This window comes from Stenotrophomonas maltophilia complex sp. Om-AH-Sm3 (genome assembly GCF_059337855.1).
In genome coordinates, this window is the sequence record NZ_JBYBLQ010000003.1 from 291,610 (window position 1) to 304,043 (window position 12,434).

The 12,434-nt window shown below is 67.3% G+C and carries 11 protein-coding genes; 6 read left to right on the forward strand and 5 right to left on the reverse strand.

The window, feature by feature from the left end; all coding sequences use genetic code 11:
* Positions 1-14: 14 nt before the first annotated feature.
* Positions 15-2,774, reverse strand: a complete 2,760-nt coding sequence (locus AC10QF_RS05945; RefSeq protein ID WP_494541923.1) for a bifunctional diguanylate cyclase/phosphodiesterase — start codon at positions 2,772-2,774, stop codon at positions 15-17.
* 130 nt (positions 2,775-2,904) lie between these two features.
* Between AC10QF_RS05945 and AC10QF_RS05950 the strand changes: the two genes are divergently transcribed.
* Both AC10QF_RS05950 and AC10QF_RS05955 read left to right on the forward strand, forming a co-directional pair.
* Entirely contained in the window at positions 2,905-5,007 is a 2,103-nt protein-coding gene (locus tag AC10QF_RS05950; protein WP_494541924.1) for a PAS domain-containing sensor histidine kinase, read from the forward strand.
* A 3-nt stretch (positions 5,008-5,010) separates the two neighbouring features.
* On the forward strand, positions 5,011-6,783 hold the full coding sequence (locus AC10QF_RS05955) for an EAL domain-containing protein (protein ID WP_005416466.1): 1,773 nt from the start codon (positions 5,011-5,013) through the stop codon (positions 6,781-6,783).
* A 93-nt stretch (positions 6,784-6,876) separates the two neighbouring features.
* Here the strand turns inward: AC10QF_RS05955 and AC10QF_RS05960 are convergent, their stop codons facing one another.
* The 4 genes from AC10QF_RS05960 to flgA form a co-directional block, all read right to left on the reverse strand.
* Complete coding sequence (locus AC10QF_RS05960) at positions 6,877-8,097, reverse strand: ATP-binding protein (protein WP_053496680.1); 1,221 nt, start codon at positions 8,095-8,097, stop codon at positions 6,877-6,879.
* A gap of 91 nt (positions 8,098-8,188) precedes the next feature.
* Positions 8,189-8,527, reverse strand: coding sequence for a FlgN family protein (locus AC10QF_RS05965; protein WP_014037132.1), 339 nt, complete (start codon positions 8,525-8,527; stop codon positions 8,189-8,191).
* A complete protein-coding gene (gene flgM, locus AC10QF_RS05970) occupies positions 8,524-8,829 on the reverse strand; it encodes a flagellar biosynthesis anti-sigma factor FlgM (protein ID WP_005409579.1) in 306 nt (101 codons plus the stop codon). Before flgM ends, AC10QF_RS05965 begins: the two co-directional genes overlap by 4 nt.
* A 75-nt stretch (positions 8,830-8,904) precedes the next feature.
* Entirely contained in the window at positions 8,905-9,561 is a 657-nt protein-coding gene (gene flgA, locus AC10QF_RS05975; protein WP_111178530.1) for a flagellar basal body P-ring formation chaperone FlgA, read from the reverse strand.
* Between the two features lie 263 nt (positions 9,562-9,824).
* Here flgA and AC10QF_RS05980 point away from each other — a divergent pair, with 263 nt between their 5' ends.
* The 4 genes from AC10QF_RS05980 (at position 9,825) to AC10QF_RS05995 (ending at position 12,421) form a co-directional block, all read left to right on the forward strand.
* Positions 9,825-10,769 carry a chemotaxis protein gene (locus AC10QF_RS05980; protein ID WP_005416462.1) on the forward strand — a complete coding sequence of 315 codons (945 nt, stop codon included), beginning with the start codon at positions 9,825-9,827 and terminating at the stop codon, positions 10,767-10,769.
* A 138-nt stretch (positions 10,770-10,907) separates the two neighbouring features.
* A complete protein-coding gene (flgB, locus tag AC10QF_RS05985) occupies positions 10,908-11,303 on the forward strand; it encodes a flagellar basal body rod protein FlgB (RefSeq protein WP_005409576.1) in 396 nt (131 codons plus the stop codon).
* 3 nt (positions 11,304-11,306) lie between these two features.
* Positions 11,307-11,714, forward strand: a complete 408-nt coding sequence (flgC, locus tag AC10QF_RS05990; RefSeq protein WP_005416461.1) for a flagellar basal body rod protein FlgC — start codon at positions 11,307-11,309, stop codon at positions 11,712-11,714.
* A 23-nt stretch (positions 11,715-11,737) separates the two neighbouring features.
* Positions 11,738-12,421, forward strand: coding sequence for a flagellar hook assembly protein FlgD (locus AC10QF_RS05995; protein ID WP_005416460.1), 684 nt, complete (start codon positions 11,738-11,740; stop codon positions 12,419-12,421).
* Positions 12,422-12,434: the final 13 nt, after the last annotated feature.

A 12,434-nucleotide genomic window follows, 5' to 3' on the forward strand; every position in this document is an offset into this window, starting at 1 on the left:
CCAGCGTCGGGTGGTCAGCGCACCAGCACCGCTTCGCTGCTGGCGTCGGTGCGCATCGGTAACGGACGCTGCTGACGCAGCCACTGCGCCAGGTCGCGCGGGCTGAGCGGGCGCGAGTACAGGTAACCCTGGATCTCGTCGCAGCCCTGGCGGCGCAGCATGTCTTCTTCCTGGTGCGTCTCCACGCCCTCGGCCACCACCTTCATGCCCAGCGCGTGGCCCAGGTGCACGATGGCCTGGGTCACTTCGGCCGTGCCCGAATCGTGCAGCATGCCCTGCACGAAACTACGGTCGATCTTCAGCCGCCCGACCGGGAAGCGATTGAGATAATTGAGGTTGGAGAAGCCGGTACCGAAGTCGTCCACCGCCAGCGGCACGCCGTGCCGTTCGAGCACGTCGAAGCAGTGGCGCAGGATGTCGGTGTCACGGATCAGCGCCGATTCGGTCAGCTCCAGCTCCAGCCGCTGCGGCGGCCAGCCGTGGGCATGGCAGATCTCGATCACACGTTCGGCGAAGCCACGGTCGCGCAGCTGCACCGCCGACACGTTGACCGCGATGCGGTCGAAATGCAGTCCTGCCCGGTCCCAGGCGGTTGCCTGGCGGCAGGCTTCGTTCAGTACCCAGTCGCCGATGCGCACGATCTCGCCGCATTTCTCGGCGATGGGAATGAACTCGGCCGGGCTGCAATAGCCGATGCCGGGGCGATGCCAGCGCAGCAGTGCTTCGATTGCCGGCGGCTCGCCCTGGTGGGCATGCAGCAGCGGCTGATAGGCCAGGCTGAACTCCTCGCGCTCGATCGCACCGTGCAGCGCGTGCTCAAGCTCCAGCCTGCGCTGGATGCGGGCCAGGGCATCCTGGCTGTAGTACTGGTAGGTGTTGCGTCCGGCTTCCTTGGCCGCGTACATCGCGGCGTCGGCAGCGCGCAGCAGTGAATCGAAATCGGTCTGCGCATCGCCCAGCATCGCGATGCCGACGCTGGCGCCGACCTTCAACGTGGTCTCGCCACGGCGCAGCGGCTCGGCCAGCGAGGCGATCAACTTGCGCGCCACGTGGCCGGCGTCTTCCGGCTCGGCCAGGTCGCGCAGCACCACAATGAACTCGTCGCCACTGAAGCGGCCGAACAGGTCGTTGTTGCGCAGGTTCTGGTGCAGGCGGGTCGCGGCAGCCTTCAGCAGCGCATCACCCGTGGCGTGGCCGAAGCTGTCGTTGATGGTCTTGAAGCCGTCCAGGTCGATGAACAGCATCGCCAACGAGGTGCCGCGATCACGCGCCTCCTCGATGGCCTCGGCGGTCTGTTCACCGAGCAGCACGCGATTGGGCAGGCCGGTCAGCAGGTCGTAGTGGGCCAGCAGTTCGATGCGCTCGTTGGCCTCGCGCTCGCGGGTGATATCACGGAACAGCACCACGAAGCGCGGCGGCAGTCCGTCACGACGATCCAGCTCGATCAGCACCTGCACCCAGACACGCAGGCCTGACTGGCGGTAGAAGCACAGGTCCAGCTGCTCGGGCAGGCCGCCGTTGGCGATGCGGGCCAGCGCCGCCTCGAACGCATCGCGCGAGTCTTCGGTATACAGCGCCATCGCCTGATCGAGGGTGATCGGTTCCTTGCGCAGGCCGTGGATGCGATAGCATTCCTCGGTCCATTGCATGCTCCGGGTCTGCACCTCGATCTCGCAGCCGCCGATGCGGCCCAGCGCGGAAACCCGGTTCAGCAGTTCGGTGCGCCAGCGAATCAACGCGTCGGTCTGGTGCTGTTCGGTGATGTTCTGCACCTGGCCGAGCAGGCGCTTGGGCTGCCCGTCCATGTCCAGCAGCGGCTGCATCCACAGCCGCAGGTGCTGTGATGGCTCATGGCCACGGGTCAGCTCCAGCTCGAGATTGGCGGCACGACCATCGCGCCACAGCCGCCGCCATGCCGCACGCAACGCGCCACGCGAGCGCGGATGCAGCTGCTTCAGCCAGCGCCGCTGGCCGGGCACGGCGCCGTGCTCCAGCGCCAGCAGCGAGCGCAGTTCCGGCGACCACCAGAAGTGCCCGCTGTTGGGGTCGAACGACCAGCTGCCCATGCTGGCGATGCGCTGGGCCTCGCTCAGGTGCAGCTGCTGTTCCTGCAGCAGCGATTCGAGCTGCTTCTGCTGCTCGATATCGGTATGCGTGCCGACCATGCGCAGCGGCTGGCCATCGGCGGTGCGCGCGACCACGCGCCCGCGATCCAGCACCCAACGCCACTGGCCATCGGCCTGGCGGAAGCGGAACTGTGCACTGTACTGCTCGCTGCCCCCGCGCAGGTGCTCGTCGAGCGCGGCGCGCACCTGGTCAATGTCCTCGCAGTGCACGCGCGACAGCAGTTCAGTGGCCGTTTCGTCGCCCAGCGCCGGCGTGCGCGCCACCCGGTCACTGGGGATGTCCCAGTCCCACAGGCTGTGGCCGGCGCTGTCCAGTGCAAGTTCCCAGCGCCCGCCCCCGTCGACCGGCACCGGCTCGGGAATGCTCAGGGTGAACGCCAGCAGGTTGCCGGCACCGTCATGCACGGCGCGCAGGTGGCCGTCGTAGTGGCCGCGCGGGCCGCCTGGCAGCGTGCAGGGCACGATGCCGCCATCAGCGGCCATCAGGCGTAGATCTTCCAGCATTGGCGCATAGGCAGCCACGGTGGCCGGCAGGCCATGCTCGCGCGCGGCCGGATTGGCCGCCAGCGGGCGCCCGGTACGGTCGACGATGACCAGCGCCGACGCAAGCGGGTGCTGCAGCAGGCTGGCGATGATCCCTTGGTCCACGCGATCTTGCTCCGGATGACTCGCCCGTCAGCGGGGCACGCAGTGGTTAACGGCGCCTGCGGCGGATAATTGAGTGGTGACGGCACGCTGCGGGGTAAGATGACCGGCGCCCCTTTCACCCACCCCGTCCATGCCCGCAGAACCGACCGGCAACGCCCCAGTTCCCGACCCGCGGATGGCGCAGGCACTGAGCCGTGACCGGCGGCGGGTGGTGTTGAGCTACCTGGTGATGGCGCTGGCCTGGATGATCTCCACCGACAGCGTGGTGCAGGCGCTGGTGCCCGATCCGCAGCAGGCGGCCCTGTGGCAGGGCCTGAAGGGCTCGTTCTTCGCCCTGGCCAGCGCGGGCCTGCTGTACCTGCTGCTGCGCCCGCTGGCCGAGCACGTGCTGCATACCCACGCCCGCCAGCAGGCCTCGGAGCTGCGCCTGCGGCAGATGTTCGAGGGCAACCCCGGCCCGATCCTCGTCTATGACCTGGACACATTGGCGATCCTCGACGCCAACCCAGCCGCCTGCACCGCTTTCGGCTGGGAGCGCGATGAGCTGCTGGAACAGACCATCGACGCCTTGTGGCCACCCGGCCAGGGCCAGGCGCTGCAGGCCAAGCTGGAGGCGATCCGCGAGGCGCCCGACGAGCTGTGCATCCTGCGCGCGCAGCTGCAGCTGCGTGACGGCTCGTTGCGGCAGATGGAACTGCGCTCCAACGCGATCAGTTACGACGGTCACAATGCGCGCCTGCTGATCGCCATCGATCGCACTGCCGAGGACCTGGCCCAGCTGCGTCGCGACCAGGCGCTGGCACGGGTGGAAGAAGCCCACGAACTGGCCCGCATCGGCGCCTGGGAGCTGGACCCGTCCACCGGCCTGGGCCGCTATTCCAACCAGGTCTATCGCCTGCTCGGCCGCCGCCCGCCCGAAGCCCGCCGCTGGCACCGCTTCGACGAACTGCTGGTGCCGGCCGACCCGGCCACCGCCACCCAGACCGAGCAGCTGCTGGCCGAGCTGTGCTCCGGCGAGCCGGTACAGGTGGACGTGCTGCTGCCGCTGCTGTCGATGGACGGGCGCGCGCTGATGGTGCACCTGCGCGCCGCCAGTGGTCTCGATGAGGCTGGCCGCAACCGCGTGCTGGGCACGCTGCAGGACGTGACCGAACGCGAGCAGTCGCGGCGACTGCTGCGCGAGCGCGAGGAGCAGTTCCGCGAGCTGGTGCGGGTACTGCCCGACGGCGTGGTGATCCTCTCCGACGAACATGTGTTGTACGCCAACGCCTGGGCCGCCGGCCTGTTCGGCTACGGCAGCCATACCCTGCTGGGCGAGCCCTTGTCGGCGCTGGTCGCTGCCGCAGACCTGCCGCGGGTGCGCAGCCAGCTGCGTGCCGGCCAGCCGCACCTGGGACCGGGCCACAGCAGCGTGGTGGCCATGCAGCGCGGCGACGGCCGCAGCTTCCATGCCGGCCTGGCGGTGGGCGACGTGCGCTACGGTGGCCGCGACTGCAAGCTGCTGATCGTGCGCGACCTCAGTGATTCCGAGCGCATCCGCAGCGCGCTGGAAACCAGCAACCGCGAACTGCAGGCGATGGCCGGGCGGCTGTTCTCGCTGCAGGAGGACGAACGTCGTGCGATTTCGCGCGACCTGCACGATGACATCGGCCAGGCCATTACCGCGATCAAGCTGTCGGCGCACGCCGCGCTGGAAGAGGACGATCCGCAGCGGCGTGGGCAGGATCTGGCGCAGATCGTCAGCCTGGCCGACACCACCGTGGCCAAACTGCGCGACATCTCCACCCTGCTGCGCCCCCCGCAGCTGGATGCACTGGGCCTGGAGGCAGCGCTCAGCTGGCAGGCGCGGGTTCTGTTCCGCTCCTCGCCAGTGGAGCTGCTGGCCGAGATCGAGCCGTTGCCGCATCGCCCCGACAACAGCATCGAACAGGCCTGCTTCCGCATCGCACAGGAAAGCCTGACCAATGCGCTGCGCCATGCGCGCGCCAGCCAGGTCCTGCTGCAGCTGCGCGATGTCGGCCAGCGCGGCCTGCACCTGCAGATCCGCGATGACGGCGAAGGCTTCGATCCGGACGGCCCGCGCGGCCTGGGCCTCATCGTGATGCGCGAGCGCGCACAGAGCGTCGGTGGCCACGTGCGGATTGAATCCGCGCATGGCGAAGGCACCCTGGTCGATGTCCACCTCCCCTACCAGGCGGCCAGCAGGGCTGCCGTCGATTCACCGGAATACTGAACCATGTGGAATCCCAACCTGCCCCCGGTCAGCATCGATGACGCTCCCGACCGCCTTGGCGCCGGCAACCCCGAGCTGCAGGCAATGGTTGCCGAGGCAGCCTCAGGCGGCATCGCACTGATGCTGATGCACGTGGACATCGACCATTTCGCATCGGTCAATGAAAACATGAGTGCCGAAGTGGGCGACCAGGCGCTGGTGCTGGTGGCACAGCGCCTGCAGTCCTACCTGCGCGGGCGCGGCAAGTTGTGGCGACATGGCAGCGACGAGTTCCTGATCGCGGTGCCGCGCACCGCCGATCTGCCGTTGCCGGAGGATTTCGCCGAGGAGATCCGCCAACAGATGGAGCTGCCACTGTCGGTGCTGCCGTACACGTTGTTCATGACCGGCAAGCTGGGCGTGAGCCTGTGCCCGGAACATGCCAGCAGCACCTCGCGCCTGCTCGACCATGCTGAGGATGCGCTGTACCAGGCCGCCCGCGAAGGCGGCAATGCCGTGCGCATCCATGCGGTGGACACCCCGCCAAGCGCGCACAGCGAGAGCATCATCGCGCGCCAGATCGTCGATGCCATTCCCAATGGCGAGCTGAAGCTGCGCTACCAGCCACTGGTAAGCGCGCGCGACGGCCACGTGGTGGGCATGGAAGCGCTGCTGCGTTGGCAGTCGCCGACCTTGGGCATGCTGGTGCCGGAGCGCTTCATGCGCACCGCCGAACGCCTGGGGATCATCGTGCAGATCGGCACCTGGGTGCTGGAAGGCGCCTTGAAGCAGGCGCGGCTGTGGCGCGACCAGGGCTTCGATGACTTCACCATCGCAGTGAACGTGTCCACCCTGCAGCTGCTGCGGCCGAACTTCTTCGCCGAAGTGATGTCACTGCTGCAGGCGGCGGGCGTACCGGCGCACATGCTGACGCTGGAGATCAACGAGAGTGCGCTGACCAACAACGTCAATTTCGTCCACGAAACGCTGGCCAACCTGCGCAACGAAGGCATCAGCCTGAGCCTGGACAACTTCGGTACCGGCGACTCCAGCCTCAGCGCGCTGGTGCGCTACCCGGTGGACAAGCTGAAGATCGACCGCAGTTTCATCAAGAGCGCGCCGGCCGGCAATCGTGAAGCGGCCATCGCCCGCGCGATCATCGCCATGGGCCACCAGCTGGGCATGACCGTGATTGCCAACGGCGTGGAATCGCAGGCGCAGCTGGGCTTCCTGCGCCGCAACGACTGCGACGTGTTCCAGGGCTACCTGTTCGGCGAACCGATGTCGGCCGATGCCGCCGGCATGACCCTGCGCCGCCGCTACCTGCGCCCGGAAGCCTTCGCTGAGACACGTCCGGACCGGACGCTGCTGCTGCTGGATGATGAGGAAAACGTGCTGCGCTCACTGGTGCGCCTGTTCCGCCGCGACGGCTACCGCATCCTGGCCGCCGGCAACGTGCGCGATGCGTTCGACCTGCTGGCGATCAACGATGTGCAGGTGATCCTGTCCGACCAGCGAATGAGCGACATGAGCGGCACCGAGTTCCTCGGCCGGGTGAAGATGCTGTACCCGGATACGATCCGCCTGGTGCTGTCGGGCTATACCGATCTGAACACGGTGACCGATGCAATCAACCGCGGCGCGATCTATCGCTTCCTGACCAAGCCGTGGAACGACGACGAGCTGCGCAAGCACATCCACCAGGCGTTCCGCACGTACGAGGAACAGCGCCGCAGCAATGCCGGCCCGGCGCCGGTGGAGAGCGGAGATGGCGGCGAGGATCGCCCATTGCGGTAACCATCCGCTCTGGTAGAGCCGGCCGCTGGCCGGCTGCTCTGGAAATCGGGTTCAATGAGGTTGCCGGCCAGCGGCCGGCACTGCCAGGAGCGGTCAGCGCGGCTGCTTGACCGGCAGCACCACGCGGAAGCGCGAGCCCACGCCGGGCGTGCTGTCCAGGTCGATGCGGCCGTGGTGCTTGTTGATGATGCTGTAGGAGATCGACAGGCCCAGGCCGGTGCCACTGCCAACCGGCTTGGTGGTGAAGAACGGATCGAAGATGCGCTGGCGCAGTTCCGGCGAGATGCCACCGCCGGTATCTTCGAACTCGACCCAAACGTGATCGCCATCAACGCCGGTACGCACCGTGATCGTGCCGCGCTCGGCGATGGCATGGCCGGCGTTGAGCAGCAGGTTCATGTAGACCTGGTTCAACTCCGATGGCAGGCACTCCACCAAGGGCAACTGGCCGAACTCGCGCACCAGGGTGACCTTGTACTTGAGTTCGTTCCAGATGATGTTGATGGTCGATTCCAGGCCCGCGTGCAGGTCGACCAGCTTCCACGACTCGTCGCGGCCGGAATACGAGAAATCCTTCAGGTCGCGCACGATGCGGGTGACCCGCTCGATGCCTTCGCGCGATTCCGCCATCAGCTGCGGCAGGTCGCGGCTGATGAAATCGATATCCAGACGGTCACGGATATCATCGATTTCCGGAATCAGCGCTTTCGGGTCCGGCGCGCGCAGGGCGCGCTCGTAGGCTTCGATCACGGTGAACAGGCTGCGCAGGTATTCCTGCAGGCTGCCCAGGTTGGAGTGCACGTAACCGATCGGGTTGTTGATCTCGTGCGCGACGCCGGCGGCCAGCTGGCCGATCGACGCCATCTTCTCCGACTGCAGCAGCTTTTCCTGGGTGCCATTGAGGCGCAGGTAGGCCTGGCGCAGTTCCGCATGGCGCTGCTGCAGCTCGCGTTCGTAGTCTTCCTGCCCTTCGATGTGGCGGAACAGGGCGAGGAAATGCCCCTGGCCGACCGGACCATGGTGGTACAGATGGGCGATGACCACGCCCTCGCCCAGCGGCAGGCTGCCATTCCAGTGACCATGCTGGCGAGCCTGTTCCAGCGCATCGGGCGGCAGCAGTTCGCGCAGGCGCTGCGGCGGCGGCAACCCGCCGTCCTCGCCACTGGCCAGCAGGTTCTGTGCGGCCGGATTGGCCAGGGCCACCCGCCCGTCATCGGTGAACAGCAGCAGGCCTTCGCGCAGGCGCTCAAGCAGGGCCTGCAGCACCGGCTGCGGCGGAAGGGGGGCGGTAACCAGGGCGTTGGCAGCGGACACGGCGACTCGGGACGTTCGAACAGGCGCCCAATATACGCGGTCATGCAGCGGGCTTCAGCCCGCCGGGAGGGGTTATGCGACCGCCGTCGCCTCAGGCGACGGCGAGGGGCCGGCCGATGCTGACCGTGTGCGACTGGCCCTTGGCATCGTAGGCCGAGGCGTCTTCGGTGCGGCCGAGCTGGCGCAGCGCCCAGTTCACCTCGCGGCGGCGGCGCGACAGCAGCACGCCGTTGGCCCGGTTGCGCTCGGCCAGTTCCTGCAGCTGTTCGCCCTCGCCCACCGGTGGCGCGCCTTCCAGCGCACGCAACGCTTCCAGCTTGGCGCCGGTAGCCCGGATCAGGGCGTGCACGTCGTGCTCGACCAGGGCCTGGCGTTCAACGTCCAGGGCCTGGGCGAGACGCTGCAGCGGCTCGCTCATCGCCGCAGTCATCCGTGCAGCTGCTGGTCCAGATCGAGCATGCGCGATGCGATCGCGTCCGGATTGATCTTGTAGGTGCCGTTCTGCAGCGATTCGCGCACGGCGGCCACGCGCTGGGCGTCGATCGCCGGGGCGGTGGTCAGCTCGCGCTCGATGGCCTGCAGATTGGTGGCCTCGCCGGTCAGGCGCAGGCTGTCGGCCGCCTCGACCGGGCGCGCCGCCGCATCGGTGCTGACACCGGGCTTGTTGGCCGGGGTCGTCACGCTGCGCAGTGCCTGGGGGACCTGCAGGTTGCCGTCGATTTTCTGGCTCATGGGGTGTCCTGGAGTTGCCGTTCACAAGGGATAACGGCCGCAGGGCCGTGATCTTTAGGGATATTTTGCGGTAATTCAACGCGCCACGATTACGTCACCTGCGGCATCGACCGTGCCTTGCACGATCCGCCGCGAGGACAGGTTCTCGACCGAGACCCGTTCGTTCTCACCGGCATCACCCATCGCACGGCCGGCAATGCGGACCTCGACCGAGCCGCGACGCGACACCAGGGCCACATTGTCTCCTCGCTTGATGAGACGCTGCACCACCAGATCGTTGTTCGACAGCAGGGCTCCGGCCTGCAACGGACGGCGGGCGACGCGGCCGATCGCTGCATTGGGATCGGACAGCACCACGCCGGCAATCCGGGCAGCGTCACGCTGGGCAGTGGTGATATCGGCGGCAGTGAGGGTTTCTCCAGTACCGATTCCACGGTTGAGCACCAGTACGGTCTGGTTGCGCCGCACCTTTACCGGCACGAACAGGCGCCAGCCGCCCGCATCCGGACAGCTGACTTCCACCGTGGTGTTGGCGGTGGGCTGCACCTGTAACGCCCCCCCGCACTTCGGCAGGCGCAGCGCATCGGCCACCTGGGCCTCGCCCTCGCTGCCCGCCGGCAGCGTCGACAAGGCCGCCGCGCGGATGCTTGCCACCGGCTGCCAGTCGGCGGCAGCCGCCCACGGCGAGGCCACGGCCAGCGCGATGGCGAATAGAGATGTGACCCGGCACATGGCGCCTCCTTCAATCGGCAAGAGCTGGCCCAGGTGCGTGCAAGGGGTGTGCCAGAGCGCCGGGGCCCGTTGATCGGATCCGGGTTGGGGATGCGACCGGATGGGTAGAGTCGACTGCCAGTCGACTTTCGCGCGAAGCGCGGGGTTTCCCGTGATCGGATCGAAGAGCAGTCGACTGACAGTCGACTCTACAAACGCAGTGTGGAGCGCACAGGTGGCAGAGCGCCCTCAAGTTTGGCGCCCAACGCGCCGATACAGCAGCCATGTCCCATGACCTGCTCAACCGGATCGACCAGCGGACCCGCCTGGCCGGCCACAACCGCCTGGCGCTGCTGCTGTTCCGTCTCGGCGGACGTCAGCTTTTTGGCGTCAATGTCTTCAAGGTGCAGGAAGTCCTGCGGCGCCCGGAGCTGTTCCAGGTACCCGGCCTGCCCAGCCAGTTCGCCGGCGTGGCCGACGTGCGCGGCCGCTCGGTGCCGGTGCTGGACCTGGGCCTGGCCATCGGCCACCCCGAACGTGAGCCCGATGCCGATACCTCGCCGGGTTACCTGGTCGTCACCGAATTCAACCGCTCGATCCAGGGGTTCCTGGTCAGCGGCGTCGAACGCATCGTCAACATCGCGGTGGAAGACATCCACCCGCCGCCGGAGCTTGGCGCCGAGTCGAGCTACCTGACCGCGGTAACCCGCTTCCAGGGTGAGCTGATCCAGGTGATCGACGTTGAAAGCGTGCTGGCCGATATCGCCCAGGTCCGCGGTGACGCCGTACTCGATCCGGCGATGGCAATGCCCGCCGATGGCCCCCAGCTGCAGGTGCTGGTGGTGGACGACTCGCGCGTGGCCCGCCAGCAGATCCGCAGCGTGCTGGATCAGTTGGGCGTGGGTGCCACCCTGCTTTCCGATGGCAAGCAGGCTCTCGACCACCTCTTGCAGATCCAAGCCTCGGGCGAAAACCCCGCCGAACGCTATGCCATGGTCATCTCCGACATCGAGATGCCGGCCATGGACGGGTACACGCTGACGACGGAAATCCGGCGCCATCCGGGCCTGGCCGGCCTCTACGTGCTGCTGCACACCTCGCTGTCGGGTGTCTTCAACAACGCCATGGTCGAGCGTGTCGGCGCCAACGCGTTCGTCGCCAAGTACTCGCCGCACGAGCTGGCTGACTTCGTGCTGGACCGCCTGCGCAAGGTGGCGATGGCGGCCTGACGGCCACTGATCCGGTAGTGCCGGCCGCTGGCCGGCAGCCGCAGGTCCATTGGGGGGCCGTCCAGTGGCCGGCACTACCCTCTCGAATTTGGCACACCCCTTGCAGCTTCCCGGGCAACGTTCCCGTGGGAGTGCACCGTGCGCAACCTGATTACCGACTACCTGGGCGTCCACGCCCAGGCCATGCCGTTGCGCGAACAGCGGATGAAGCTGATCGCCAGCAACCTCGGCAATGCCGACACGCCCGGCTACAAGGCCCAGGACCTGGACTTCGATGCCGCCCTGCGCCATGCCCAGGGGCAGGATGCCAACGGCCTGATGGCCACCACCCATGAGCAGCACTACGAAATCAGTAGTGGCCTGAACCCGTTCCAGATCGCGCGCGAGGGCGTGCAGCCCAGCCTGGACGGCAACACCGTCGATCCCGATGCCGAGCGTGCCGCCTATGGCCGAGCCGCGCTCGAGTACCGCGCCTCGCTCAGCTTCGTCGAGAGCAAGGTGCGTTCCATGCTGACCGCGATCACGGGGCAATAAGCCATGAGCAACCTGCCGATCTTCGATATCGCCGGCTCCGCGCTGCAGGCGCAGTCGGTGCGCATGAGCACCATCGCCTCCAATCTCTCCAACGCCGACACCGTGGCCGGGTCTGCCGACGCCGTGTACAAGCCGCTGGAGCCGATCTTCCAGGCCGTCACCAGCAAGAACGATCCCAACATCACCTCGGTGAAGGTGAAGGAGATCACCCAGAGCGAGGCGGCGCCGATCAAGCGCTACGAGCCGGGCCACCCGCTGGCAGACGCCGATGGCTACATCTACCAGCCCGACGTCGATCCGGTGGCGCAGATGGTCAACCTGATCTCGACCTCGCGCAATTACCAGGCCGGCGTGGAGATGTTGACCACCGCCAAGGAACTGGCCCTGGCCACCTTGACCATGGGCCGCTGAGGCCCGCAGCACCGGATACCGCCATGACCACCGCCGTCAACAACCAGACCAGCCAGGACGTCTATTCCGCGCTGGGCCTGAACGCCCCCAACAGCAACGCCACGAAAAAGAAGAACACGCTCGACCAGGCCGACTTCCTGCGCCTGATGACCGAGCAGCTGCAGCACCAGGATCCGCTGAAGCCGATGGACAACACGCAGATGGTCGCGCAGATGGCGCAGATGTCCACCGTGCAGGGCATCACCGATCTGAACAAGACGGTGAAGGGCTTCCAGGAATCGATGGCCAGCGACCAGGTGCTGCGTGGCGCGGCGCTGGTCGGCCACCAGGTGCTGGTGCCATCGGAAAAGCTGGTGCTGGAGAAGGAAGGCAGCGTCGAGGGCACGGTGGCCGCGCCGTCGGCCGGCATCATCACCGTGGATATCACCGATGCCACCGGCGCCAAGGTCACCTCGCTGAGCGTGGAAGCCAAGGCAGCAGGCGAAACCGCCTTCCAGTGGGACGGCAAGGACGCCAACGGCAAGCGCATGGAACCGGGCAAGTATTCCATCGTTGCCAACCATGTCGATACCGCCGGCAAGAGCACCAAGCTGTCCACCTATGTGCAGGCGCCGGTGGAAAGCGTGACCGTCGGATCCGACGGCCTGTACCTGAACCTCAAGGGCCTGGGCACGGCCCCGATCGACTACGTGCTCCGCGTCAGCTGAGCCGCACATCCCG

Bases quoted from the DNA above. Each gene is read 5' to 3' on its own strand.
- AC10QF_RS05950 (WP_494541924.1), top strand. From the start codon at position 2,905: ATGCCCGCAGAACCGACCGGCAACGCCCCAGTTCCCGACCCGCGGATG.
- AC10QF_RS05955 (WP_005416466.1), top strand. From the start codon at position 5,011: ATGTGGAATCCCAACCTGCCCCCGGTCAGCATCGATGACGCTCCCGAC.
- AC10QF_RS05965 (WP_014037132.1), bottom strand. From the start codon at position 8,527: ATGACTGCGGCGATGAGCGAGCCGCTGCAGCGTCTCGCCCAGGCCCTG.
- flgM (WP_005409579.1), bottom strand. From the start codon at position 8,829: ATGAGCCAGAAAATCGACGGCAACCTGCAGGTCCCCCAGGCACTGCGC.
- flgA (WP_111178530.1), bottom strand. From the start codon at position 9,561: ATGTGCCGGGTCACATCTCTATTCGCCATCGCGCTGGCCGTGGCCTCG.
- AC10QF_RS05980 (WP_005416462.1), top strand. From the start codon at position 9,825: ATGTCCCATGACCTGCTCAACCGGATCGACCAGCGGACCCGCCTGGCC.
- flgC (WP_005416461.1), top strand. From the start codon at position 11,307: ATGAGCAACCTGCCGATCTTCGATATCGCCGGCTCCGCGCTGCAGGCG.
- AC10QF_RS05995 (WP_005416460.1), top strand. From the start codon at position 11,738: ATGACCACCGCCGTCAACAACCAGACCAGCCAGGACGTCTATTCCGCG.